This window comes from Jiangella mangrovi, assembly GCF_014204975.1.
GTDB classification, from domain to species: Bacteria; Actinomycetota; Actinomycetes; order Jiangellales; family Jiangellaceae; genus Jiangella; species Jiangella mangrovi.
The window spans coordinates 2,733,980-2,757,902 of sequence record NZ_JACHMM010000001.1; the positions used below are offsets into that span (position 1 = coordinate 2,733,980).

At 72.1% G+C, this 23,923-nt stretch carries 24 protein-coding genes; 15 read left to right on the forward strand and 9 right to left on the reverse strand.

The annotated features are described in order from the left end of the window. Window positions 1–3 precede the first annotated feature (3 nt). From HD601_RS12745 to HD601_RS12755, 3 genes are all read right to left on the reverse strand, one after another. Window positions 4–1,311 carry an exo-beta-N-acetylmuramidase NamZ family protein gene (locus tag HD601_RS12745; RefSeq protein WP_184822407.1) on the reverse strand — a complete coding sequence of 436 codons (1,308 nt, stop codon included), beginning with the start codon at window positions 1,309–1,311 and terminating at the stop codon, window positions 4–6. Window positions 1,312–1,340: 29 nt separating this feature from the next. Further along, a complete protein-coding gene (locus HD601_RS12750; RefSeq protein ID WP_184822409.1) occupies window positions 1,341–3,161 on the reverse strand; it encodes a glycoside hydrolase family 3 protein in 1,821 nt (606 codons plus the stop codon). Window positions 3,162–3,251: 90 nt separating this feature from the next. Further along, the gene (locus HD601_RS12755) at window positions 3,252–4,121 is read right to left on the reverse strand and encodes an HhH-GPD family protein (RefSeq protein ID WP_221440893.1); all 870 of its coding nucleotides are present in this window, start codon (window positions 4,119–4,121) and stop codon (window positions 3,252–3,254) included. Between the two features lie 234 nt (window positions 4,122–4,355). Between HD601_RS12755 and HD601_RS12760 the strand changes: the two genes are divergently transcribed. Then, window positions 4,356–5,585 (forward strand): hypothetical protein, encoded by a 1,230-nt coding sequence (locus HD601_RS12760; RefSeq protein WP_184822410.1) that lies wholly within the window; start codon window positions 4,356–4,358, stop codon window positions 5,583–5,585. A gap of 756 nt (window positions 5,586–6,341) precedes the next feature. Here the strand turns inward: HD601_RS12760 and disA are convergent. From disA to HD601_RS36250, 4 genes are all read right to left on the reverse strand, one after another. Beyond that, window positions 6,342–7,436, reverse strand: coding sequence for a DNA integrity scanning diadenylate cyclase DisA (gene disA, locus HD601_RS12765; RefSeq protein WP_141711408.1), 1,095 nt, complete (start codon window positions 7,434–7,436; stop codon window positions 6,342–6,344). Between the two features lie 157 nt (window positions 7,437–7,593). Continuing rightward, window positions 7,594–8,997, reverse strand: coding sequence for a DNA repair protein RadA (gene radA / locus HD601_RS12770; RefSeq protein WP_184822413.1), 1,404 nt, complete (start codon window positions 8,995–8,997; stop codon window positions 7,594–7,596). A gap of 46 nt (window positions 8,998–9,043) precedes the next feature. Next, entirely contained in the window at window positions 9,044–9,748 is a 705-nt protein-coding gene (locus HD601_RS12775; protein ID WP_221440894.1) for a methyltransferase domain-containing protein, read from the reverse strand. 71 nt (window positions 9,749–9,819) lie between these two features. Next, entirely contained in the window at window positions 9,820–11,415 is a 1,596-nt protein-coding gene (locus tag HD601_RS36250) for a pentapeptide repeat-containing protein (RefSeq protein ID WP_425503478.1), read from the reverse strand. Here HD601_RS36250 and HD601_RS36255 point away from each other — a divergent pair. After that, window positions 11,389–11,496 (forward strand): LPXTG cell wall anchor domain-containing protein, encoded by a 108-nt coding sequence (locus HD601_RS36255; RefSeq protein WP_425503479.1) that lies wholly within the window; start codon window positions 11,389–11,391, stop codon window positions 11,494–11,496. The genes HD601_RS36250 and HD601_RS36255 overlap by 27 nt on opposite strands. 79 nt (window positions 11,497–11,575) lie before the next feature. Here the strand turns inward: HD601_RS36255 and HD601_RS12785 are convergent, their stop codons facing one another. After that, window positions 11,576–12,415 carry a DUF3109 family protein gene (locus tag HD601_RS12785; RefSeq protein WP_425503409.1) on the reverse strand — a complete coding sequence of 280 codons (840 nt, stop codon included), beginning with the start codon at window positions 12,413–12,415 and terminating at the stop codon, window positions 11,576–11,578. Here HD601_RS12785 and HD601_RS12790 point away from each other — a divergent pair. The 3 genes from HD601_RS12790 (at window position 12,353) to HD601_RS12800 (ending at window position 15,126) form a co-directional block, all read left to right on the forward strand. Further along, window positions 12,353–13,312: a Ppx/GppA phosphatase family protein gene (locus tag HD601_RS12790; protein ID WP_184822419.1), complete on the forward strand. Its 960-nt coding sequence runs from the start codon at window positions 12,353–12,355 to the stop codon at window positions 13,310–13,312. The genes HD601_RS12785 and HD601_RS12790 overlap by 63 nt on opposite strands. Before the next feature lie 132 nt (window positions 13,313–13,444). Further along, window positions 13,445–14,191, forward strand: coding sequence for a M15 family metallopeptidase (locus HD601_RS12795; protein WP_221440895.1), 747 nt, complete (start codon window positions 13,445–13,447; stop codon window positions 14,189–14,191). A 41-nt stretch (window positions 14,192–14,232) separates the two neighbouring features. Next, window positions 14,233–15,126 carry a TIM barrel protein gene (locus HD601_RS12800; protein ID WP_221440896.1) on the forward strand — a complete coding sequence of 298 codons (894 nt, stop codon included), beginning with the start codon at window positions 14,233–14,235 and terminating at the stop codon, window positions 15,124–15,126. Window positions 15,127–15,305: 179 nt separating this feature from the next. Here the strand turns inward: HD601_RS12800 and HD601_RS12805 are convergent, their stop codons facing one another. Continuing rightward, window positions 15,306–15,782: a hypothetical protein gene (locus tag HD601_RS12805; protein WP_184822421.1), complete on the reverse strand. Its 477-nt coding sequence runs from the start codon at window positions 15,780–15,782 to the stop codon at window positions 15,306–15,308. Window positions 15,783–16,098: 316 nt separating this feature from the next. Here HD601_RS12805 and HD601_RS12810 point away from each other — a divergent pair, with 316 nt between their 5' ends. The 10 genes from HD601_RS12810 (at window position 16,099) to HD601_RS12855 (ending at window position 23,920) form a co-directional block, all read left to right on the forward strand. Further along, window positions 16,099–16,695, forward strand: a complete 597-nt coding sequence (locus tag HD601_RS12810; protein WP_184829778.1) for a TetR/AcrR family transcriptional regulator — start codon at window positions 16,099–16,101, stop codon at window positions 16,693–16,695. A gap of 58 nt (window positions 16,696–16,753) precedes the next feature. Next, a complete protein-coding gene (locus HD601_RS12815) occupies window positions 16,754–17,506 on the forward strand; it encodes an ABC transporter ATP-binding protein (RefSeq protein WP_184822423.1) in 753 nt (250 codons plus the stop codon). After that, the gene (locus HD601_RS12820; RefSeq protein WP_184822425.1) at window positions 17,503–18,231 is read left to right on the forward strand and encodes an ABC transporter permease; all 729 of its coding nucleotides are present in this window, start codon (window positions 17,503–17,505) and stop codon (window positions 18,229–18,231) included. The genes HD601_RS12815 and HD601_RS12820 overlap by 4 nt, the downstream gene beginning before the upstream one ends. Before the next feature lie 113 nt (window positions 18,232–18,344). After that, window positions 18,345–19,274 carry a proline dehydrogenase family protein gene (locus tag HD601_RS12825; RefSeq protein WP_184829780.1) on the forward strand — a complete coding sequence of 310 codons (930 nt, stop codon included), beginning with the start codon at window positions 18,345–18,347 and terminating at the stop codon, window positions 19,272–19,274. Then, window positions 19,271–20,077, forward strand: coding sequence for a pyrroline-5-carboxylate reductase (gene proC, locus HD601_RS12830; protein ID WP_184822427.1), 807 nt, complete (start codon window positions 19,271–19,273; stop codon window positions 20,075–20,077). The genes HD601_RS12825 and proC overlap by 4 nt, the downstream gene beginning before the upstream one ends. 9 nt (window positions 20,078–20,086) lie before the next feature. Beyond that, on the forward strand, window positions 20,087–21,265 hold the full coding sequence (locus HD601_RS12835; protein WP_184822429.1) for an acetoin utilization protein AcuC: 1,179 nt from the start codon (window positions 20,087–20,089) through the stop codon (window positions 21,263–21,265). A 222-nt stretch (window positions 21,266–21,487) separates the two neighbouring features. Next, a complete protein-coding gene (locus HD601_RS12840) occupies window positions 21,488–21,706 on the forward strand; it encodes a helix-turn-helix domain-containing protein (RefSeq protein ID WP_026874627.1) in 219 nt (72 codons plus the stop codon). 105 nt (window positions 21,707–21,811) lie between these two features. Then, complete coding sequence (locus HD601_RS12845; protein WP_074946526.1) at window positions 21,812–21,913, forward strand: 30S ribosomal protein bS22; 102 nt, start codon at window positions 21,812–21,814, stop codon at window positions 21,911–21,913. 68 nt (window positions 21,914–21,981) lie between these two features. After that, window positions 21,982–23,016, forward strand: coding sequence for an NAD-dependent epimerase/dehydratase family protein (locus tag HD601_RS12850; RefSeq protein ID WP_221440901.1), 1,035 nt, complete (start codon window positions 21,982–21,984; stop codon window positions 23,014–23,016). A gap of 46 nt (window positions 23,017–23,062) precedes the next feature. After that, the gene (locus HD601_RS12855; protein WP_425503480.1) at window positions 23,063–23,920 is read left to right on the forward strand and encodes a lysophospholipid acyltransferase family protein; all 858 of its coding nucleotides are present in this window, start codon (window positions 23,063–23,065) and stop codon (window positions 23,918–23,920) included. Window positions 23,921–23,923: the final 3 nt, after the last annotated feature.

Sequence of the window (23,923 nt, forward strand, 5' to 3'; positions counted from 1 at the left end):
CTCTCATCGCCGGCCCCGGTACAGCAGGTACTGCTGGCGGCGCCGGTCGAACTCGGCCAGCTCGTCCTGCCACGAGGCGACGATCTCGTCGGCCGTGGCGCCCGCGTCGACCATGATCCGCAGCCGGTCCGACCCGTGCAGCAGGTGGATGAAGCCGTCGCTGGTGCCGCCGCCGCGCCACGAGAACGCGTCCGGGTAGAGGCGCTTCGCGGCGACGACCATCTCGACGCCGGTGCGGACGGGCTCGAACGCGTACGGGTCGGTGACGTGCAGCTGGACGCCGCCGCAGACCTTGCCGACGTGCTTGCTGAACGTGGGCACGAAGTAGGCCTCGCGGAAGTCGACGCCCGGCAACCCGGCCTCGTTGAGCGCGTCGGACCAGTGGTAGGTGCCGTACGGCGCGCCGATCAGCTCGAACGGACGGGTCGAGCCGCGGCCCTCCGATGCCGCCGTCCCCTCGAACAGGCAGCTGCCCACGTAGACCTGCGCGGTGTCCGGCGTCGGCATGTTCGGGCTGGGCAGCACCCACGGCAGGCCGGTGTCGGCGTAGCGCGAGCCCGGCCGCCAGCGGCGCATCGTCACGATCTCGAGGTCCTCGACGGAGGCGCCGGCGTCGTCGGGCAGGAACTCGGCGTTGAAGAACCGGGCCAGCTCGCCGACGGTCATGCCGTGCTGCTGGACGATGTAGCGCTGTCCGATGCCGGACTCGAAGCCGGGGAACAGCATGGGGCCGGCCGCGGTGCCGCCGACGGGGTTCGGCCGGTCGAGCACCACGAACTTCAGGCCCATGCGGGCAGCCGCGCGCATGGCCGACCACATGGTCCAGATGTAGGTGTAGAACCGCGCGCCGACGTCCTGGATGTCGAAGACGACGACCTCGACGCCGGCCTCGGCGAACATCCGCATGAAGCCGGCCTCCTGCGCGCCGTACGCGTCGTAGACCGTGACGCCGGTGCGCGGGTCGATCGTCGTCTCCTCCGCCTCGCCGGCCTGCGCCGAGCCGCGGAACCCGTGCTCCGGGCCGAACACGCCGGCGATGTCCACGTTGCCGGAGGCCACCATGCTGTCGACGATGTGCGAGGCGTCGCGCAGGATGCCGGTCGGGTTCGAGATGACGCCGACCCGATGCCCGGACAGCGCCGTCCAGTCGTCGTCGGCCAGCCTCTGCGCGCCGGTGAGCACGGCCCGGGCGGGGTCGTCGGGGCCCGACCCGCCGCGGGTGGCGAAGGCGGCTGAAGGGGCTGCGACGGCGCCGGCGGCGCCCAGTCCGGCTGCCAGTCCGGCGGAGGCGATGAAGCGGCGGCGGTCCATGGGGGCTCCTCGGTGTGTGCGGGCAGGGGTCACCAGGTGAGGCCGTGGCCGATCGGGTAGAGCACGCTGCCGTCGGCGGCGGGGACGACGACGGGCAGCCGGCCGGCGGGGGAGATGGCGCCGGTCAGGATCTTCGCGACGCTGCGCATCGACACCGTCGTCGACGAGTACGCGGCCAGGAAGCCGGCCGACTCCGGGACGTACGCGACGTCGTAGGCGTTGCGGGCGGCGACCGCGACGACGGGGTGCCCGGTGGCGGCGAGCTCGGCCACCAGTCGGCGCTGCCGTCCCTGCGGGTCGGTCGTCGTGGTGTCCCAGGCGTTCGAGGTGACGACGACGGTGAGGTCGTGCGCGGGCGCGGCCTGGACGGCGGCGGCGATCGCGGCGTCGCTGGGCCGGGTCCCGACGGCCTGAACGGTCGCCGTCGCGCCGCCCGCCTGCAGGGCCGCGGCGAGGTCGTTGCCCGCGGCCGTGATGGCGGTGACGACGTTGACGCTGCTGGTGGGCGCGACGGGGAGGACGGCGGCGCCGTCGGCCCCGGTGTTGCGCAGCACGGTGACCGTGGGGTCGGTGATCCGCTGGGCGGCGGCCTGGTGGGCGCGGACGCCGACCGTGCGGGCGACGCGGTCGACGTCGACCTGCTCGTCGCCGGTGATGCCGCGGTCCCGCTTGAGCTCGAGGATCCGCTCCACGCTCTGGTCCAGCCGCTCCTCGCTGATCTCGCCGTCGCGGACCGCCTGCAGCACGGCCTGGTACATGACGTCCATGTCGCCGTCCTTCGGCACCAGCAGCTGGTCGACGCCGGCCTGCAGGGCGAGCACCGGGACGCGCTCGGGACCGAAGCCCTGGCGCACGCCCTCCATGTTCAGCGCGTCGGTGACGACGACGCCGTCGTAGCCCAGCTCGCCGCGGAGCAGGCCGGTGATGATCGGCTGTGACAGCGTCGCCGGGACGCCGGTCGGGTCGAGGCTGTCGACGACGATGTGCGCGGTCATGATGACGTCGATGCCGGCGTCGATCGCGGCCTGGAACGGCGGCGCGTCGATGGCCTCCCACTCCGCGCGGGTGTGGTCGATCTCCGGCACGCCGTAGTGGCTGTCGGTCGACGTGTCGCCGTGCCCGGGGAAGTGCTTGGCGGCGGCCGCCACGCCCTGGCCGTGCTGGTAGCCGGCCACCTGGGCGGCCACGTACTCCGAGGCCATGGCCGGGTCGGAGCTGAAGCTGCGCACCCCGATGACCGGGTTCTCGGCGTTGACGTTGACGTCGGCGACCGGCGCGAAGTTCTGGTTGATGCCGACCGCGCGCAGCTCGCGTGCGGTGATCTTGGCGGCTTCGCGGGCGGCGTTCGTGCTGCCCGCCGCGGCCAGCGCCTGCGCGCCCGGGAACTGCGTCGCCGGGGCCGGCATGCGGGCGACGATGCCGGTCTCCTGGTCGGTCGAGATGATCAGCGGCGGCCCGCCGTCGGCCGTGGCCGTCGCCTGCAGGCCGTTGGAGAGCTGCGCGATCTGCTCCGGGCTGTTCACGTTGCCCGACCACGCGAAGTAGATGACGCCGCCCAGGTGGTACTTCTCGACCACCTCGGCGGGGGTGTCGACGCCGTACGCGGCCTGGTTGCTGGCCTGCTGCGCGGCGGTCACGGTGTGCGCGTCGGCGCCGTACACCTGCACGACGAACAGCTGGCCGACCTTCTCCTCGAGGGTCATGTCGGCGAGCTGCTGCGTGACCCAGGTGGTGTCGGCGGTGTCGGTGCCGGCGGTCGCCGGTGCTGCCAGCGCCGGCGGGGCGAGGAGCAGGACGGCGCCGGCGGCCGCGGCGGCGCGGACCAGGCTGCGACGGTGGATCCGGGACATGCGGGGCCTCCCGAGCATGGACGGTTGCCGTTTTCAGCGAGCCAGCTTGGGGCGGACCGTAGCGAAATGATTACCAGTGGTCAAGAGTGGTCACGTCGGGCGTGACGACGGCAAACGGAACAGGTCACCGTCGAGCGGCTCGACCAGGCCGTCGGCGACCAGGCCGTCCAGGGCCCGCTCGCGCTGCACCGGCTCGGCCCACGTGGCGTCGAGCAGCCGCTTCGGGACCGGGTCGACGGCCTCGCGGAGGACGGCCATGAGCCGCCCGCGCACCTGGCGGTCGGTGCCGTGCCAGGCCTGGCCCCGGCGCGGCGGGCCGTCGTCGGGAGGCGAGCCGGCCAGCCGCCAGGCGCACTCGGCGGCGATGGGGCAGGCCGCGCAGCGCGGCGACCGGGCCGTGCAGACCAGCGCCCCGAGTTCCATGACGGCGACGGCCCACGTCGGCGCCGTGGCGGCGTCGGGGAGCAGCTCGGTCGCCGTCCGGCGTTCCGCGGCGGTGGGGGCGGTGGGCGGGTACTGGGTACCGGCGACGGCGCGGGCGAACACGCGGCGCACGTTGGTGTCGAGGACGGCGTGCCGCGCGCCGAACGCGAACGACGCGACGGCCGCCGCGGTGTAGTCGCCGATGCCCGGGAGTGCGATCAACTCGTCGTAGGTGGCGGGGACGGCGCCGTCGTGCCGCTCGACGATGGCGGTGGCGGCCGCGTGCAGCCGCAGCGCCCGGCGGGGGTAGCCCAGCCGGCCCCAGGCGCGGATCGCCTCGCCAGGATCCTCGGCGGCGAGGTCGGCCGGGCTCGGCCAGCGGCGCATCCACTCGTGCCACACCGGCTCGACCCGGACGACCGGCGTCTGCTGCAGCATGATCTCGCTGACGAGCACGCCCCACGGCGTCCGGTCCGGCGCGCGCCACGGAAGGTCGCGCGCGTTGGCGGCGTACCAGGACAGGACATCTGCGTGCATCAGGCTCCCGATTCTACGCACCGGACGAATGCGGACGTTCGCCGTCATCGGGGCGGGCGGAGTTGAATTCTCCAGTTGTCGATGACGATTATTCGTGATCTTCATTGACTGGTCATGAGTCTCGTAGTTAGCGTCATTGACGCGTGATCAACTTTCACGCACCGATCAATTCGGACTTCTTCGTCCAATGGGTCCGGAATCGGGAGAACAAAGCGCATGGAGAAGGAGCAGCGGATGACACTGGAAGCGACTGACGGGCGGCGTGTGCGTCGTGGTGCGGTCAAGGTGGTCGCGGGGGTCGCAGGCGCGGCACTGGCGTGCACGGCCGCCGGACTGCAGGCACAAGCCGCCGAGTCCGGCCAGGCCGCCGGGCCGGACCAGCGCTCCGGCGAGTTCAGGATCGCCGCGGACGGCTACTACGCCACCGCACAGGTGCGGACCGGGGCAGACGCGCCGCTCCCGATCGAAGTGCCGGCGCTCGACGCGCACGTCACCGTCGGGCAGATCGAGTCCGAGGCGAACTCCGCGGGCGTCGAGGGCGAGGACGAGGGCGTCTTCTCCCGCGCGTTCGGCACGATCGCCAGCATCGGTGGCGCCGGTGCCGAGTTCGACGTTCCCTACCTCGTCGAGCAGGTCGCGCTGCCCGAGGAGCCCGAGTCGGCCACCTACGGCCTGCACGGCCTCGAGGTGCCGATCGTCGGCGACCTGGACGCGATCTCCGGTGAGGTCAAGGCGAACTGGAACCAGGACCTCATCACCAAGGACGCGGAGGGTGGCGTGCTCACGTCGCTGTACTCGGGCGTCGGCGAGGTCGACCTGGTCGACGTCGCGGACCTGGGCGCGGTTGCGGACCTGCTGCCGATCGAGCTGCCCGTCGGCGGCCCGCTGGTCACCGTCGGCGCCGGCCAGCTGCTCCAGGAGACCGGGACCTTCCCGAAGGACGACGGCAGCCTGGGCGGCTACGTCGAGGTCAGCGGCCGGTTCGCCGACCTGAGCGTCCTGGGCGGGGCGGCCGAGGGCGGCATCTCGCTCGGCTTCGCGGGCTCCGACGACGGCGAGACCCCGAACGCGTGGGGCCGTCTCGAGGCGACCGGCGAGCCGGGTGGCGCGACGTTCGACTACGAGCTGCCGGCCCTGGAGCTGCACGTCGGTGACGACGAGGTCATCGACGTCGAGCCGGGCTTCGACCAGACCTTCGACCTGGGCGGCGTGTCGGTCAACCTGAACTTCGCCGACTACCGCGAGGACGACACCGTCCTGGCCGAGGACGGCACCGTCGCGTCGGCGTCGGGCGGCGGCCTCGCGGTCCGCGTCACGCTGAGCGTCCCGGTCCCCGTCGTGGGTGACGTCGAGGTGGCCAGCGCCGAGATCGGGCTGCTGAGCTTCCCCGAGCTGAGCGTCGAGGTCCCGCAGGGCGGCATCGCCGAGCCGGCCATCGAGGCGCAGGCGGCGAAGTCCCTCTGAGACTCGCCGGGCCCCTGTGCCGGCGATCGAGCACGGCGGCTCCACCCGCCGCCGTGATGAGAAATGAATGAATGAGTGCTCGTGGGTCCGGTCACCTCGCCAGAGGCGGCCGGGCCCACGAGTCGTTCCCGGGCTGGGCGGGGCAGAGGTTCTGCGGGGGTGGTGAGGTGGCTCCCCGTCCCCCTGCTGCCCAGTGTCTTAGCCGCGCACGCACACCTCAAGTCGGCGCCCTCTGGTGTTGGGTCGCTGCTGTGGTCGGGGGGCTTCGACTTGACCCGCACGCACCCGGCCAAGAACCTGGCAGCTATCAGGGGGACGGGGAGGCCCTGGGCACGCCTCGCCGTCGTGCGCGCCCGTTTCGCCCCGTTTGCCGGGCTGTGGACAGCGATGATCATCAACGATCCGCTACATCACCACGATTACCCGAGCCTCAACACGATTGCAGGCGTGATGAGGCTCGGGTAATCGTGGTGGGCGGCCCAGCAAACGCCCCCGAAATCCCACATCGTGGACCGCCAAGGGCCTCCCGAGAGCGCACCCGTCGCCAGACTCCCCCGTCCCCCTGATAGCTGCCCGTTCTTAGGCCGCGAGCGGGCGGGTCAAGTCCAAGCGCCCCAACACCAGCGGCACGCAAGCACAGAGCGCGCGGACTTGAGGCGACCGTTCGCGGCTAAGAAAATGGGCAGCAGGGGGACGGGGGAACCCCACGCAACCACGCGCCGAGACCCCGGCGACCAGCCTCGATGGAAGGTCCCGTCAGACGTAGCGTTCGAGGATGCTGGACTCGGCCAGCCGGGAGAGGCCCTCGCGGACGCTGCGGGCGCGGGACTCGCCCACGCCCTCGACGGCCTGGAGGTCGTCGACGCTGGCGGCCAGCAGCTTCTGCAGCCCGCCGAAGTGCTCGACCAGGCGGTCGATGACGCTGTCGGGCAGGCGCGGCACACGCGCCAGCAGCCGGAAGCCGCGCGGGCTCACTGCCGCGTCGAGCTGCTCGCCGCCGCCGGGGAAGCCGAGGGACCGGGCGACCGCGCCGAGGTCGAGCAGCTCGGTGCCGGACAGGGTGTCGAGGGCGCTGATGGCCTCGCCGAGGCTGCGCTTGCGCCGGCCGGACGGCGCCGGCAGGTAGTCGCGGATGACCAGTTCGCGGTCGGAGTCGACGCCGGCGACGAGCTCGTCGAGCTGCAGGCTGAGCAGGCGGCCGTCGGTGCCGAGCTCGACGACGTAGCCGTCGATCTCGACCGAGATGCGCCGCACCATCTCGAGGCGCTGCGCCACCGAGACGACGTCGCGGACGGTGACGAGGTCCTCGATCTCGAGCGCCGACAGCGTGCCCGACACCTCGTCGAGGCGCAGCTTGTAGCGCTCGAGGGTGGCCAGCGCCTGGTTGGCGCGGGACAGGATCTGGCCGGCGTCCTCGAGCACGTAGCGGATGTCGTCGACGTAGATGGCGACGATGCGCATGGACTGGCTGACCGAGATGACCGGGAACCCGGTCTGCTTGGCCACCCGCTCGGCCGTGCGGTGCCGGGTGCCGGACTCGGTGGTCGGGATGGAGGGATCGGGTACGAGCTGGGTGGCGCACTTGAGGATCTTGGTGCAGTCGCGGTCGACGACGATGGCGCCGTCCATCTTGGCCAGCTCGCGCAGCCGGGTGGCGCTGAACTCGACGTCGAGGCTGAACCCGCCGGTGGACATGGCCTCGATGGTCTTGTCGTAGCCCAGCACGACCAGGGCGCCGGTGCGCCCGCGCAGGATCCGCTCCAGCCCTTCGCGCAGGTTGGTGCCGGGCGCGACGGCTGCGAGAGCCAGGCGCAGTTTCGCGTCGGCGCCGGCTCGATCGATGCCTTGCACGTGACCCCTGTCGTGACCCGGACGGCTTGTCGTGATGAACAGTGTACGGTCGCGCCCCGTGCGGCCCGGCGAGGGACGGCAGACGACGCTGGATTGAACAGTCTAGGGCGTCATGTGCCGTCGTGAGACGACGATCGCGTCAATACCACGCAACGATTCAGGTGTGTTGCGGCGAATCCGCGGCCAAACCGGCGTTCCGGCCGGCGCTGTCGCGGGCCGCCGCGAGCGCCTGCCCGACGTCGGCCACCTCGACGACGCGGATGCCGTCGGGCACCGGCCCGGGGTCGGCCGGCACCAGTGCGGTGGTGAACCCCATGCGCCCGGCCTCGGCCAGCCGCCGCGACAGCCCGCTGACCCGGCGGATCTCGCCCGCGAGGCCGACCTCGCCGAGCGCCGTCAGCCCGGCCGGCAGCGGCGTGCCCGAGGCCGCGCTGGCCACCGCGAGCAGCAGCGCGAGGTCGGCCGACGGCTCGGACAGCTTGGCGCCGCCGACGGTGGAGGTGTAGACGTCGCTGTTGCTGAGCCGGACCTGACCCCGTCGTTCCAGCACCGCCAGCACCATGGCCACCCGCGAGGAGTCGAGCCCGCTGTTGGCCCGCCGCGGCGTGGCCAGCGCCGACGTGGCCACCAGCGCCTGCACCTCGCCCAGCAGCGGGCGCCGGCCCTCGAGCGTGACGGTGATGCAGGTGCCTGGCACGGGGGTGGAGTGCCGCGAGAGGAACAGGCCGGTGGGGTCGGCGAGGGAGCTGATCCCGGTGTCGGTGAGGTCGAAGCAGCCCACCTCGTCGGCCGGGCCGAACCGGTTCTTGACGGTCCGGACCAGTCGCAGCCGCGAGTGCCGGTCGCCCTCGAAGTGCAGCACGACGTCGACCAGGTGCTCGAGCACGCGCGGGCCGGCGATGCTGCCGTCCTTGGTGACGTGCCCGACGAGGATGGTGGCGATGCCGCGGTCCTTGGCCACGCGGATGAGCGACGCCGCGACCTCGCGCACCTGGGTCACGCCGCCGGCCGCGCCGTCGACCGCCTGGCTGGACACCGTCTGGACGGAGTCGAGCACCACCAGCGACGGCTGCACCTCCTCGATGTGCCCGATGACGGCGGACAGGTCGGTCTCGGCCGCGAGGTAGAGGTGGTCGGCGACGGCGCCGGTGCGCTCGGCCCGCAGCCGCACCTGGGCCGCGGACTCCTCGCCGGTGACATAGAGGGCGCGGCCGGCCTCGTGCGCCCAGCGCGCCGTGACGTCGAGCAGCAGGGTCGACTTGCCGACACCGGGCTCGCCGGCCAGCAGGATGACCGCACCCTGCACCAGCCCGCCGCCCAGCGCGCGGTCGAACTCGCCGACCCCGGTGGGTCGCGAGCGGGCGGCCTCGATGGCGACCGAGCCGATGGGCCGCGCGGCCTCGGTGACCGGGCCGGCCGCGGTGACACCGGCCTTCGCCACCCCGGCCTGCTCGACCGTGCCCCACGCCTGGCACTCGCCGCACCGCCCGACCCACTTGGCCGTGGTCCAGCCGCACTCGGAGCACCGGAACGACGGGGCCGCCGTCTTCGCCTTCGCCATGCCCAGAACGGTAGCCGCCGGCTCCGACAGGCCACCGGAAACGAGGCTAGAACCGCCGCCAGAACAGGTTGACGGCGTAGTCGACCGAGGTGCCGGCGTGCTCGGCCAGGACGGCGTCGGCGGTCTTCGGGTCGAACTCGATCCGCACGACCGCCTCGAACGACGCGCGGTCGGGCTGCTCCCAGCGCATGGTCAGCTGCTCGCGGTGCCAGCCCTGCCGGGCCCAGAACCGCTCGACGGCCTCGGGGTCGTACTGCGGCAGCCCGGTGCGGAACCAGCGGCCGAAGGTCGACCGGGTGGCGTCGTTGTCGATGACGAACGCGGTGCCTCCGTGGCGCATGACGCGGCCGAGCTCCGTCAGCCCCGGCTCGCAGCCCGGCCCGAAGAAGTAGGCCCAGCGGGCGTGCGCGACGTCGACCGACGCCGGCGGGAGCGGCAGCTGCTGGGCCTTGCCGCGCAGAACGGTGATGCGGGAGCGGACGGCGGCCGGCAGCGCGGCGACCCGCGCCTCGGCCTGCTGCACCAGCGGCTTGTGCGGCTCGACGCCGACGACACGCCGGGCCGACGCGGCGAAGCGGGGGAGGTGGAACCCGGACCCGCAGCCGACGTCGAGCGCGTCGAGCCCGGACCAGTCGTGCAGCCGCAGCATGGCGGCCTCGATGACACCGCCGGGGTCGACCCCGCGGTTCTCCAGTTCATAGACGTCCGGGTAGTGCCAGATGTTCGGACTCGGGATCACGTCGCGGCGCACAGACCAATCATTGCAGACCCTTTCGCCGAATTCGGACAGAAAGGATGCAGGAATGTCGTGTCACCGGTATGTCACCTAGTTGAATGACCTTTTGTAGAGTACCTTGACACCCTTGGACAGGGGGTCGAATGTACTCCCTGGCGGGCATCCGGGTAATCAGGTTGCCTGGGAAACTTCTTTCGAATGATTTGAGGAGAATTGTGCTGAAGACAGTGCTGCGTGGCGCCGTTGTGGCCGGCGCTGCGCTCGCCGCCTGTTTCGCCCTGAGCGTTCCGGCGGCCACGGCCGCGGAGGGGAAGGCTCTCGACTTCCCCACCGAGATCACAAGTGTCGACGAGGCCAACGGCCTCCTGGACACCCTCGGCCTCGGCGACATCGAGGTCGGCAACAGCCTCTGCGCGCTGCCTTGGCTGTGGCAGGGCCCGTTCAACATCTTCGTCGGCGGCCAGGAGGCCTTCTACGAGGCCTGCAACGGCAACACCGGCATCGCCATCGGTGACGGCATCAACGTCCTGAACAACAACGCCGACTCCTACGGTGACGGCATCAACGTCCTCAACAACGCCTGCGCCGCTCCGTGGCTCTGGCAGGGCCCGGCCAACGGCGCCGTCGAGGACCAGTCCGCCTACTACGTGGTCTGCAACACCGAGGAGACCACCTACGGCGACGGCATCAACGTGCTCAACGGTGCCTGCGCCCTCCCGTGGCTGTGGCAGGGCCCGGCGAACGTGTTCGTCGAGGGCCAGGAGGCGACCTACGTCGCCTGCAACAGCAACGGCACCACCTACGGCGACGGCCTCAACGTGGGCAACAACGCCTGCGCGCTGCCGTGGCTGTGGCAGGGCCCGGTCAACGGGTTCAGCGACGGTCAGTCCGCGCACTACGCGGCCTGCAACAACGACGGCACGCTGACCGGCGACGGTGCCAACCTGCTGAACGGCGCCTGCGCCGCTCCGTGGATGTGGCAGGGTCCGGTCAACGCGGTCCTGGGCGAGCAGTCGGCCCACTACACCGCCTGCAGCGGTGCCAGCACGCCGACCTCGAACGACCTGCTCAGCAGCGTCGCCGCGGTCCTCGAGGGTGACGGTGGCAGCATCGACATCCTCAACGACGCGTGCGCCGCGCCGTGGCTGTGGCAGGGCCCGGTCAACGCCGTCATCGGCAGCCAGGAGGCCTACTACCAGGCCTGCGACATGCGCGCCGAGGCGGAGACCGAGACCGACGGCACTGAGGTCGACGGCACCGAGGTCGACGGCACTGAGGTCGACGGGACCGAGGTCGACGGCACTGAGGTCGACGGGACCGAGGTCGACGGCACTGAGGTCGACGGGACCGAGGTCGACGGCACTGAGGTCGACGGCACTGAGGTCGACGGCACTGAGGTCGACGGCACTGAGGTCGACGGGACCGAGGTCGACGGCACTGAGGTCGACGGCACTGAGGTCGACGGCACTGAGGTCGACGGGACCGAGGTCGACGGCACCGAGGTCGACGGCACCGAGACCGACGGCACCGAGACCGACGGGTCGGACGACGGCTCCGAGGACGGGTCGGACGACGGCTCGGCCGACGGGTCGGAGGACGGCTCGGACGACGGCACCGCCAGCGGGGCCGACGACGGCTCCGGTGACGGCGAGTCGCTGCCGGACACCGGTGCGTCGAGCCAGCTGGTGTTCGTCGGCGCGGGCCTGCTGCTCGCCGGCGCGGCCGCCGCGTTCGCGGTGAACCGCCGTCAGGTCCAGCAGTAAGAGGTCAGCTCCACAGTAAGTCTCCTGCAGAGGCCGCCGGCCCCGACCAATGAGGTTCGGGACCGGCGGTCTCTCTGTGTCAGTGCTCCTGCTGCCGCGCCGCCGTGGCCGGATGCACCAGCAGCGGCAGCTGGGCGGCGAGGAACGCCTCGCAGTGCCGGGCCAGCTCCTCGTAGGCCTTGTCGCCGACGAGCGCGCGCAGCTCGGGCTCGTTGGACCGGTACACCGGCTCGCGGCCCACGTGCGCCTCGGTGGCGGTGGTGCAGTACCAGGTCATGTCGTGCCCGCCGGGACCCCAGCCGGCGCGGTCGTACTCGCCGATGCTGATCTCGAGGTACGTGGACCCGTCGGGGCGCTCCGCGTCGCGGTAGGTGCGCCGGATGGGCAGCTGCCAGCAGACGTCGGGCTTGGTCTCGAGCGGGTGCTGCCCGACGGTGAGCGCGTAGGCGTGCAGCGCGCAGCCCGTGCCGCCCTCGAACCCGGGCCGGTTGAGGAACACGCAGGCGCCGTCGACGACGCGGGTCTTGCGCTCGCCCTCGTCGTCGACCTCGATGACGCCGCCGCGCAGGCCCTCGTCGCGCAGCTGCCAGACGTCGGGGCCCAGCCGGTTCGCGTAGCCGCGCACGCGCTTCTCGTCGTCCTCGTCGGAGAAATGGGCGCCGTGCGTGCAGCAGCCGTCGTCGGGCCGCTCGGCGTAGATGCCCGGGCAGCCCTGGCCGAAGATGCACGTCCACCGCGACGTCAGCCAGGTCAGGTCGCAACGCAGCACCTGGCCGTCGTCGGCGGGGTCGGTGAACTCGACCCAGGCTCGCGCTCCGCGTGTCGGCAGCTCCACTCCACGAGTATCGTCCTTTCCGTGCGCATGGGTGTGCTCGACGTCGGTTCCAACACCGTCCATCTGCTTTTGGTCGACGCCCATCGCGGCGCCCGGCCCCTCCCGGCGTACAAGCGCAAGACCGAGTTGCGCCTGGTCGAGCTGCTCGACGACTCCGGCTCCATCAGCAAGGACGGCGCCGAGCGGCTGCTCGAGAGCTGCCGCGAGGCGGTCCAGGTCGCCGAGGACAAGGGCGCGACCTCGATGCTGGCGTTCGCGACGTCGGCGCTGCGCGAGGCCGTCAACGGCACCGCCGTCCTCGACCGCGTGCGCGAGGAGGCCGGCGTCGACCTGCAGATCCTGTCCGGCCAGGACGAGGCCCGGCTCACGTTCCTGGCGGTGCGGCGCTGGTACGGGTGGTCGGCGGGCCGGCTGCTGAGCTTCGACATCGGCGGCGGCTCGCTCGAGCTGGCGGCCGGCGGCGACGAGGATCCCGATGTCGCCGTCTCGCTGCCGCTGGGCGCCGCCCGGCTCACCCGCGCCTGGTTCAGCGACGACCCGCCGTCGAAGGACGAGCTGCGGGCGCTGCGCCGGCACGTCCGCGCCGAGATCGCCTCCATCGTCGGCAGCATCAACCGCTACGGCGCGCCCGACCGCGCGGTCGCCTCCAGCAAGACGTTCCGGTCGCTGGCCCGTGTGGCCGGCGCCGCGCCGTCGGGCGACGGGCCGTACGTCCGGCGCACGCTCAGCCGCTCCGACGTGCAGGATCTGGTCAAGAAGCTGGCGGGCATGACGGCGTCGGAACGCTCGAAGCTGCCCGGCGTCTCGGCCGGCCGGGCCGGGCAGCTGCTGGCCGGTGCCGTCGTCGCCGACGCCGCCATCGACCTGTTCGAGGTCGACGAGGTCGACATCTGCCCATGGGCGCTGCGCGAGGGGGTCATCCTGCGCCGGCTCGACCAGATCGAGGGGGCCGGTTTCGGCGAAACGGACGAATCGGGTTAGAGTCTTCTGGCCGTTATCGACCCGTGACCTGACGGAGGACCGCCGCACGTGAGCAGAGCCCGCCACGCCGTACGCCGAAGCGGTTCGACCTCAAGACACAAGCGCCGTCGCCCCTCCCGTCTCCTCAGCATCATGATCCCGGTCGCGGGTGCGGGCGCCGCGGCCAGCGCCGCCGTCGCCGTCACCGCGATGTCGCCGGGTGACTCGCCGACGGCGGCCGTCTCGCCCGTGAGCCCGGTGCCGTTCGACGTCGACGCCGAGCGCGAGGACGCCGCCGGCGGGCCGGCCCGTGGCGACGACGGGGGCGCCGGCGACACCGGCACACCGTCCCCGCTGGCCGGCGCCGGCACGCCCACAGCGGCCGCGGTCACACCGCCGCCGGCGGCAACGCCGACACCGACACCGACACCCACGCCGACCCCCACCGGCTTCCCGCCGGTCGAGGGGTGCACGGCCACCATCCCGGGCGACGGCGTCGACAACGGCGAGCTCGGCGACGAGCACCTGTGCGCCATCGGCGAGGGCCACCTGCTGCGCCCCGACGCCGCTGCCTCGTTCGTCGCCCTCGACGCCGTCTACCGCGCCGAGACCGGCGAGGGCCTCATCGCCTGTGTCACCGACTCCTACCGCAGCTACGACGCCCAGGTCGACGTCTACGACCGCAAGCCCGGCCTGGCGGCGTACCCCGGCACCAGCGAGCACGGCTGGGGGCTGGCGCTCGACATCGGCTGCGGCGCGAACTCGTTCGGCGGCGCCCTCTACGAGTGGCTCGACGACAACGCCGACGACTACGGCTGGGACAACCCGGACTGGGCCCGTCCCGGCGGCAGCACACCGGAGCCCTGGCACTGGGAGTTCGACCCCGAATCCGTGCCGTGACCGCCACACCGCCGACACACGGGACGCTTACCCTTGGGAGCGTGTCCGAACTGCGCCAGAGTGCCTCCGGGGTACTGCGTGTCCCCGAGGCGCCCGTGGGGCTGTCCACCGCCGCCACCTATCCCCAGGGCGCGGCGACGGCGTTCGAGATGGCCGCGTCGCTCGGCTACGACGGCGTCGAGGTCATGGTGTGGACCGATCCGGTCAGCCAGGACATCGACCAGATCGAGCGGCTGTCCGAGCGCTACGGCATGCCGGTGCTGTCCGTGCACGCGCCGTGCCTGCTCATCACCCAGCGGGTCTGGTCGCCCGACCCCACCGTCCGGCTGACGAAGTCGCTCGAGGCCGCGCGGCGACTGGGCGCCTCCACCGTCGTCGTGCACCCGCCCTTTCGCTGGCAGCGCGACTATGCGCGCAACTTCGTCGAGCTCGTGCCCCGGCTCGAGGACGAGTTCGGCATCGCCGTCGCCGTCGAGAACATGTACCCGTGGCGCGCGGCCGGCCGCGAGGTGGCCGCCTACGCGCCCGACTGGGACCCCACGGACGAGGCGTACGAGCACATCACGCTCGACCTCTCGCACGCCGCGGTGGCCGGCATGGACTCCCTGAAGATGTCCGAGGACATCGGCGACCGCCTGGCCCACGTGCACATGACCGACGGCACCGGCTCGGCCCGCGACGAGCACCTGATCCCCGGCCGCGGCAATCAGCCCTGCTCGGCGGTGCTCGAGCGGCTGGCCAGGGTCGAATGGTCCGGGACGGTGATCCTCGAGGTCAGCACGCGGCGGGCGCGCAACACCGCCGAGCGCGAGGCCGACCTCGCCGAGGCGCTCGCGTTCACCCGGCTCAACCTGGCGGCGTCGGTCGAGACGGCGTTCGCGGTGGGCGCCGACGGGACGGCCGAGGTGGTCGCCCGCGGCGGGTCCGCGGGCTGACGCCGTCGTTCCCTCGTCTGCTCCGGACATGCGAAAGGCGCCGAGGGCGGGCGCCCTCGACGCGAGTCGTCGTGCACACCGAGCAGCACGGGGGAGACTGCCGCAGGAGAATCTGACAATCTCCGCCCCGTGCCCTCAGCTCAGAACACCGGTCGCCCTGACGGCGACGGCGTCCGGAATCAGCCCTGCGGCAGCAGCTGCGTGCCCTCGGGGAGCAGCTCCAGGAGCTGGTCCTGGGTGAGGTCCTCGAGAGCGGTGCCCTCGGGGAGCAGGCTCTCGAGCTGCTCCTGGACGTCGGCCGGGATCTCCTCCGAGCCGTTGCACGCCGCGTAGTCGCCGGCCTGCGAGCCCAGCAGGACGTTGAACGGGCCCTGCCAGAACCAGGGGAGGATGCAGGCGTTGTTGCCGATGCTGCTGCCCTCACCGTCGTCCTCGGACGCGCCGTTGCACGCCGAGTACGAGCCGTACTGGTCCTCGACCATCACGTTGAACGGGCCCTGCCAGAACCACGGCAGGATGCAGGCGTTGTTCAGGACGTCGATCTCCGGGAGGGAGTCGGCGGCCCGGACCTCCGTGGCCTGAGCCGAAGCCCCGAGGCCCATGGAGGCAGCGAACGCCACACCAGCGACGAGGGCGCCGCGCAGTACGTTCTTCACCAGAATACTCCTTGAATGGTCACGCGTTGTGTTGCGGTCGGGTGGTGCTTGATGCGCATCAGCACGAAAGCTTTGACGGATGAGCCGTATATGTCAAGCGTGTTGTCGGAGAGTCACCCGATCGGTGTGACTCTCATCTCCACAGGCCGTCTGGGCAGGCGTTTCGTGCCGATTATGTCCGATCTAAGACGGGTTATCGGCAATTCCTCGACATCGGGGAAAAGAGTGCGACAAGGGATTACTCGTCCCTGCGGCGATGACGGGGTCCACCGTTGCGGCGGGCGGCGGATAGGATGCCGGAATTGTGGGGAAGGTTCTGAAGGGGAGGTCCGGGCGGCGTCGCGGCGCACCGGACACCAAGGGCGAGATCCTCGCCGCCGCGCGCGCCGTCTTCGGCGAGCGCGGCTACGACGGCGCCACGATGCGCGCCATCGCGGCCGCCGCGTTCGTCGACCCCGCGCTCGTGCACCACTACTTCGGGTCCAAGGAGAAGCTGTTCCTGGCCGCGATGGAGATCCCCTGGGACCCGTCGGTCATCGCCGACGCCATCGCCGACCACACCGCCGACGCCGGCATCGGCGAGCGGGCCATCCGCACGTTCATCGGTGTCTGGGGCGACCCCGTCGGCCGCGCGCCGATCCTCGCGCTGCTCCGCTCGGCCATGCAGCACGAGGCCGCCGCCCGGCTGCTGCGCCAGTTCGTCACCCGGGCCATCCTCGGCCGGGTGCTGGCGGCCTTCCAGGACGTGCCCAACGGCGCCCTGCGCGCCGAGGCCATGGTGTCGCACCTCATCGGCCTGGCCATCGTCCGCTACGTGGTGAAGCTCGAGCCGATCGCCTCGGTGCCGGACGAGGAACTGGTCGCGCTGGTCGCCCCGGTGCTGCAGCAGTACTACGACGGCGCCCTCGAGTAGCCGGTCCGGACCCCGTACGCCCTTGACGGGGACCACTCGCGCCAGCATTATTCAACACATGATGAATTCTGCGCCGGACGGCGACGGCCCGCCGGCCATCTCGATCCGCGGTCTGCGCGTCGTCCGCGGCACGGTGACCGTCCTCGACGACTTCGACCTGGACGTGCGGCGGGGAAGCCTGACCGGGCTGCTCGGCCCGTCGGGCTCCGGGAAGTCGACGCTGATGCGCGCCATCGTCGGCGTGCAGCGGGTGGCCGGCGGGACCGTCGACGTGCTCGGCCGGCCCGCCGGCGCCAAGGAGCTGCGCGACCGCGTGGGCTACGTGACCCAGGCGCCCAGCGTCTACGCCGACATCACGGTGCGGCAGAACCTGCGCTACTACGCCCGCGTGCTGGGCGCGCCGATGACCGACGTCGACCGCGTGGTCGAGCAGGTCGACCTCGGGTCGCACGCCGACCACCTCGTCGGGCGGCTGTCCGGCGGGCAGCGGTCGAGGGTCTCGCTGGCGACGGCGCTGCTCGGAACGCCCGAGGTCCTGGTGCTGGACGAGCCGACGGTCGGGCTGGACCCCGTGCTGCGGGTGCAGCTGTGGGAGCTGTTCCACCGGCTCGCGGCCGACGGCGTCACCCTGCTGGTGTCGAGCCACGTCATGGACGAGGCCGAGCGGTGCGAGCGGCTGGTGCTGCTGCGCGACGGCGCGCTGCTCGCCGACGACACCCTGCCCGCGCTGCTGGCCCGCACCGGTGCGGCCGATGCCGAGGGCGCGTTCCTGGAACTGATCGAGAAGGCGGACTCGGAGGTGTCGTCATGACGCCGCGCATCACGCTGGCCACCGCGGCCCGCGTCCTGACCCAGCTGCGGCACGACCCGCGCACCATCGCGCTCATGCTGGTGGTGCCCAGCCTGCTGCTGACGCTGCTGTGGTGGATCTACGACGGCGGCCCCATCTTCGACGGCATCGGGCCGGCGCTGCTGGCGATCTTCCCGTTCCTGGTGATGTTCCTGGTCACGTCCATCGCCACGCTGCGCGAGCGGACGTCGGGCACGCTGGAGCGGCTGCTGTCGATGCCCACCGGCAAGCTCGACTTCCTGCTCGGCTACGCGCTGGCGTTCGGCGCGGTCGCGCTGGTGCAGGCGCTGATCACGGCATCGGTGGCCGTTGGCCTGCTCGACATGGACACCGCCGGGCCGGCCTGGCTGCTGATCGCCGTGGCGGTGTTCGACGCGCTGCTGGGCGTGGCGCTCGGGCTGTTCGTGAGTGCGTTCGCGTCGACGGAGTTCCAGGTGGTGCAGTTCATGCCGGCGCTGATCCTGCCCCAGTTCCTGCTGTGCGGCCTGCTGGTGCCGCGCGACCAGCTGCCGCCGTTCCTCGAGGCCGTCTCCGGCGTGCTGCCGCTGTCGTACGCCGTCGACGCCATGAGCGAGGTCCAGCAGAACACCGACCCGGCCGTGTGGGGCCAGATCGGCGTCGTGCTGGGGTTCTCGATCGCGCTGCTGGCGCTCGGCGCGGCCACGTTGCGTCGCCGCACCGCCTGACCTCCGGTGCCGTACCCTGGCGGAGTCCGGCTAGCGCGAAGGAGAAGGGCACCGCCTTGGCTCACAGGACGGCTGGCGGCCGACCGCATGGTCTGGCGACAGCCCCGAGGGTGATGGTGCGTTCGGCGTTGCTGGGCGCATCGCGGAGCGATCGGCTGCGGCACACCGTTGAGCGTCTGCCGCTGACCCGCACCGTCGTCTCCCGGTACGTCGCCGGGGCGGAGCAGAGCGACGCGGTCCGGGTCGCCGGCGAGCTCACCGGCGAGGGCCTCGCGGTCACCGTCGACCATCTGGCCGAGGACACCCACGACCGCTCGCAGGCCACCACCGTCGCCCAGGCCTACGTGTCCCTGCTCGAGGCGCTGCACAAGGCCGAGCTCACCCCCGACGTCGAGGTGTCGGTGCGCCTCTCCGCCCTCGGGCGGTCGCTGCCGGCCGACGGCGAGGCCATCGCGCTCGAGAACGCGCGGCAGATCTGCCAGGCCGCGGCCGACGCCGGCACCACCGTCACGCTGGACATGGAAGAGCACACCACCGTCGACTCCACGCTCGACGTCCTGCGCGAGCTGCGCCAGGACTTCCCGGACGTCGGCGCCGTCCTGCAGGCCCGGCTCAAGCGCACCGAGGCCGACTGCCGCGACCTCGCCCAGTCGGGCTCGCGGGTCCGGCTGTGCAAGGGCGCGTACGACGAGCCCGAGAGCGTGGCGTTCCGCGACCGCGGCGAGGTCGACCGCTCCTACGTGCGCTGCATGAAGGTGCTGTTCGCCGGCGACGGCTACCCCATGATCGCCACGCACGACCCCCGCCTGGTCGAGATCGCCGGCTCGCTGGCCGCCCGGCACCGCCGCGAGCAGGGCAGCTACGAGTACCAGATGCTCTACGGCATCCGCCCGCGCGAGCAGCGCCGGCTGGTCCGCGCCGGCGAGCGGGTCCGCGTCTACGTCCCCTACGGCCCGCAGTGGTACGCGTACCTGGTGCGGCGGCTGGCCGAGCGGCCGGCCGACCTGGCCTTCCTCCTGCGATCGGTGGCGAGCTCGAAATGACGGTGGCGATCCTCGGTGTCGGCGTCATGGGCGAGGCACTGCTCGCCGGCATCCTGCAGGGCGGCCGGCCCGTGTCCGAGGTGCTGGCGGCCGAGAAGCGGCCCGAGCGCGCCGCCGAGCTGACCGAGCGCTACGGCATCGAGGTCGTCGACAACGCCGAGGCCGTGAAGCGCGCCGACACCGTCCTGCTGGTGGTGAAGCCGTACGACGTCGGGCCGGTGCTCGACGAGGTCGCGGCGTCCGCTCGTCCCGGCCAGCTGTTCGTGTCGCTCGCCGCCGGCATCACCACGTCGTTCGTCGAGGCGCGGCTGCCCGGCGGCGTCGCCGTCGTGCGGGTCATGCCGAACACCCCGGCGCTGGTCGGCGAGGGCATGGCCGCCATCTCGCCCGGCTCGTTCAGCGGCGACGAGCACCTCGCCGAGGCCGAGGACCTGCTGCGCTCGACCGGCCGGTCGGTCCGGGTCCCCGAGAAGCAGCAGGACGCCGTCACGGCCGTCTCCGGGTCCGGCCCGGCGTACGTGTTCATGGTGGCCGAGGCCATGATCGAGGCCGGCGTCCACCTGGGCCTGACCCGCGTCACCGCCACCGAGCTCGTCGTGCAGACGCTGACCGGCTCGGCCGCGCTGCTGCGCGAGACCGGCGAGCACCCCACCGTCCTGCGCGAACGGGTCACGTCTCCGGGCGGCACGACGGCGGCGGCCCTGCGCAAGCTCGAGGAGGGCGGGCTCCGGGCCGACTTCCTAGTGGCGCTCGAGGCCGCCCGCGACCGGTCCCGCGCGCTGTCGTCCGGCGAGCCGGTCTGACGGTTCGGCATGGATACCGTGCACGTGGCCTGGTCCGACGCCCTGATCGGCTACGACTTCGGCCCCGGGCACCCGCTCAACCCGGTCCGCGTCGACCTCACCATCCGGCTGGCCCGCGAGCTGGGCATCCTCGGCGCCGACGGTGTCCGCGTCGAGGCCCCGGCCCCGGCCGGCGACGACCTGCTGCGGACGGTGCACACGGCCGCGTACCTCGACGCCGTCAAGGCCGCGTCGGCCGACCCGTCCACCGTCGATCTGGAACACGGTCTGGGCACCACCGACGATCCCTGCTTCGCCGGCATGCACGAGGCGAGCGCGCTGGTGGCCGGCGGGACGGTGGCGGCGGCGCGGGCGGTGTGGTCGGGTGCCGCGGCGCACGGCGTCAACGTGGCGGGCGGGCTGCACCACGCCATGCCCGCCAGCGCTTCCGGGTTCTGCGTCTACAACGACCCCGCGCTGGCGATCCGGGCCCTGCTCGACGCGGGGGCGACGCGGGTCGCCTACGTCGACGTCGACGTCCACCACGGCGACGGTGTCCAGGCCGTCTTCTACGACGACCCCCGGGTGCTGACCATCAGCCTGCACGAGACGCCCCGGACGCTGTTCCCGGGGACCGGGTTCCCGTCCGAGGTCGGTGGTGCCGGCGCCGAGGGCAGCGCCGTCAACGTCGCCCTCCCGCCCGGCACCGGTGACGCCGGCTGGCTGCGCGCCTTCCACGCCGTCGTGCCGCCGCTGCTGCGCGCCTGGAAACCGGAGGTGCTGTTCACGCAGCACGGGTGCGACTCCCACCTCGAGGATCCGCTGGCGCACCTGGCGTTGACCATCGACGGGCAGCGCGAGTCCTACCGGATCCTGCACGAACTGGCGCACGAGTTGTGCGACGGCCGCTGGGTCGCGACCGGCGGCGGCGGATACGCCCTGATCGAGGTCGTGCCGCGGGCATGGACGCACCTGCTGGCCATCGCCGCGGAACGCCCTCTCGACCCGGCGACGCCGACACCGTCCGGGTGGCGGGCGCACGTGTCGGCGCGCTTCGACCGCACCCCGCCCCAGCGCATGACCGACGGCGGCTCCGTCGCGTACGCCGACTGGTCCGACGGCTACGACCCCGCCGACCGGCTCGACCAAGCCATCCACGCCACCCGCACCGCCGTCTTCCCCCTCCACGGCCTGGACCCCTCCTACTGAGCCGGCGTGGACCTGCGTCCGCGGGCGCTCCCTGTGGACGATGAAGATCGTCCAGGATCCGTGGCGCTATAACCCCACCAATCCTTGATGATCACGGTAGAACGTCGCCCAAACGTCACGAGAACGGATCAATCCGGGCGCCGGATCGATTCACTTCTCGATCCCCCTTTCCCATGAGTCACATCCGCCACTACGATTCATCCCACACGACGTGGAGGAGCGATGACGACCAACGGACCCGAGGCACCTCTTGGAGAGGTGCGCTTCCTCACCGTCGCCGAGGTGGCGACGGCGATGAGGGTGTCGAAGATGACGGTGTATCGCCTCGTCCACGCGGGTACGTTGCCAGCGGTGCAGGTGGGCCGCTCGTTCCGTATCCCGGAGAGCGCGGTGCACGAGTACCTGCGCGAGTCGTACGTCCGGGGCATGCAGGCCGGCTGACGCCTGCGAGCGACCCGGATTGGACGCTGCCCCCGGTCAGCCGGGTAGGCTTGGCCGGTCGCGCGGCTGGCGCGCGTCAACCATACGTGCGAGTGAGGGTGCCCTGTGGGCTCTGTGATCAAGAAGCGCCGCAAGCGGATGGCGAAGAAGAAGCACCGTAAGCTCCTGCGTCGCACGCGGGTGCAGCGTCGCCGCATGGGCAAGTAGGTAGTTTTCGCGGCCGCGCGGGGGTGGTGTCTCGCGCGGCCGGGCTCGACGGGGAGAGCGGGACAGCAGTGTCCAGGGTTGTGATGGTCGTCGGTGTCGCCCGGCATCTGGGCGCCCGGCTGGCTGAGCGCCTCGCGGCCGAGCCCGGTGTGAGTCGCGTCGTCGGGGTCGATCTGGTCGAGCCTGCCGAGAGCATCGGCGGGGCGGAGTTCGTGCGTGCCGACATCCGCACGTCCGACATCGGCCGGGTCATCGACCGCGCCGCTCCCGACACCGTCGTGCACATGAACATCCTGGCGACGCGGGCCGATGCGGGTGGCCGGACGCCGCAGAAGGAGATCAACGTCATCGGCACCATGCAGCTGCTGGCGGCGTGCCAGCGGTCGGCGTCGGTGCGCAAGGTGGTCGTGAAGTCGTCGACGACGGTGTACGGCTCGGGTCCGCAGGCGCCGGCGTTGTTCGCCGAGGACATGGTGTCCGGTGCCACGACGCGGCGCGGTTATGAGAAGGACGCGGGCGAGGTCGAGGCGTACGTGCGCGGGTTCTCGCGCCGCCGTCCCGACGTGGGCGTGACGATCCTGCGGTTCGCGAACGTGCTGGGCCCTGACATCCGCACGGGGCTGTCGGAGTACTTCGTGCTGCCGGTCGTGCCGGTGGTGCTGGGCCGCGATCCGCGCTTCCAGCTGGTCCACGAGGACGACTGCGTCGACGCGCTGCGGCTGGCGACGGTCGAGCACCGCCCGGGCATCTTCAACGTGGCCGGCGACGGCTTCCTGGTGTTGAGCCAGGCGCTGCGCCGGGCCGGCCGGCCCATCGTGCCGCTGCCGACGCTCGGCTCGCCGTTCGTCGGGGGCCTGCTGCGGCGCACCGGCGTCGTCGACATGGACTCCGCCATGGTGCGGTTCCTCACCTACGGCCGCGGCGTCGACACCACCCGTATGCGCACGCAGCTGAAGTTCGACCCCGTCTACAGCACGGTCGCCACGTTCGACGCGTTCGCCGGCGCCCGCACCCACGGCGGCCTGCTCGACCGCGACCGCATCCGCGCCGTCGAGCACACCGTCCGCGGCGTCCTGACCGGGGAGGACAGCCGTGGCCGATAGCCCGCTGCCCGGTCTGTTCGACCGCGTCGCCGCCGCGGCCGGCCGGGTGGTGCGTGACCGCCTCGGCGTCGACGGCGAGCAGCTGGACAAGCTGGTCGCGTTCGCCGGGCGGCGGCTGACCGGCGAGTTCGAGGTCGACCCCTTCGGCTTCGACCCCGAGCTCACCGAGACGGTGCTGCTGCCGCTGCTGCGCCCCTGGTACCAGCACTGGTTCCGGGTCGAGGTGCGCGGCATCGAGAACGTCCCCGACTCCGGCGCGGCGCTGGTCGCGGCCAACCACTCGGGCACGCTGCCGGTCGACTCCCTCATGACGCAGCTGGCCGTCCACGACACCCACCCGAAGGCCCGGCACCTGCGCGCGCTCGGCGCCACGCTGGTCTTCCAGCTGCCGTTCGTCTCCGATCTCGCGCGCCGCAGCGGCACCACGCTGGCCTGCAACGAGGACGTCGAGGCGCTGCTGGGCAACGGCGAGCTGGTCGGCGTCTGGCCCGAGGGATTCAAGGGCGTCGGCAAGCCGTTCTCGCAGCGCTACAAGCTGCAGCGCTTCGGCCGCGGCGGGTTCGTGTCGGCGGCGCTGCGCACCGGCGCGCCGATCATCCCGTGCTCCATCGTCGGGGCTGAGGAGATCTACCCCATGATCGGCAACGCCGAGTCGCTGGCGCGGCTGCTCGGCCTGCCGTACTTCCCGCTGACGCCGACGTTCCCATGGCTCGGGCCGCTGGGCCTCGTGCCGCTGCCGTCGAAGTGGATCATCGAGTTCGGCGAGCCGATCCGCACCGACGACTACCCGCCCGGCGCCGCCGACGACCCCATGGTCGTGTTCGAGCTGACCGACCAGGTGCGCGACACCATCCAGGCCACGCTCACCGAGCTGCTCGAGCTGCGCGGCCCCGCCTTCGGGTGACGG

Bases quoted from the DNA above. Each gene is read 5' to 3' on its own strand.
- HD601_RS12820 (WP_184822425.1), top strand. From the start codon at position 17,503: ATGACGCCGCGCATCACGCTGGCCACCGCGGCCCGCGTCCTGACCCAG.
- HD601_RS12750 (WP_184822409.1), bottom strand. From the start codon at position 3,161: ATGTCCCGGATCCACCGTCGCAGCCTGGTCCGCGCCGCCGCGGCCGCC.
- HD601_RS12755 (WP_221440893.1), bottom strand. From the start codon at position 4,121: ATGCACGCAGATGTCCTGTCCTGGTACGCCGCCAACGCGCGCGACCTT.
- HD601_RS12745 (WP_184822407.1), bottom strand. From the start codon at position 1,311: ATGGACCGCCGCCGCTTCATCGCCTCCGCCGGACTGGCAGCCGGACTG.
- HD601_RS12815 (WP_184822423.1), top strand. From the start codon at position 16,754: ATGATGAATTCTGCGCCGGACGGCGACGGCCCGCCGGCCATCTCGATC.
- HD601_RS12760 (WP_184822410.1), top strand. From the start codon at position 4,356: ATGACACTGGAAGCGACTGACGGGCGGCGTGTGCGTCGTGGTGCGGTC.
- HD601_RS12785 (WP_425503409.1), bottom strand. From the start codon at position 12,415: ATGGGCGTCGACCAAAAGCAGATGGACGGTGTTGGAACCGACGTCGAG.
- radA (WP_184822413.1), bottom strand. From the start codon at position 8,997: ATGGCGAAGGCGAAGACGGCGGCCCCGTCGTTCCGGTGCTCCGAGTGC.
- HD601_RS12825 (WP_184829780.1), top strand. From the start codon at position 18,345: ATGGTGCGTTCGGCGTTGCTGGGCGCATCGCGGAGCGATCGGCTGCGG.
- HD601_RS12840 (WP_026874627.1), top strand. From the start codon at position 21,488: ATGACGACCAACGGACCCGAGGCACCTCTTGGAGAGGTGCGCTTCCTC.
- HD601_RS12835 (WP_184822429.1), top strand. From the start codon at position 20,087: ATGGATACCGTGCACGTGGCCTGGTCCGACGCCCTGATCGGCTACGAC.
- HD601_RS12795 (WP_221440895.1), top strand. From the start codon at position 13,445: ATGATCCCGGTCGCGGGTGCGGGCGCCGCGGCCAGCGCCGCCGTCGCC.
- proC (WP_184822427.1), top strand. From the start codon at position 19,271: ATGACGGTGGCGATCCTCGGTGTCGGCGTCATGGGCGAGGCACTGCTC.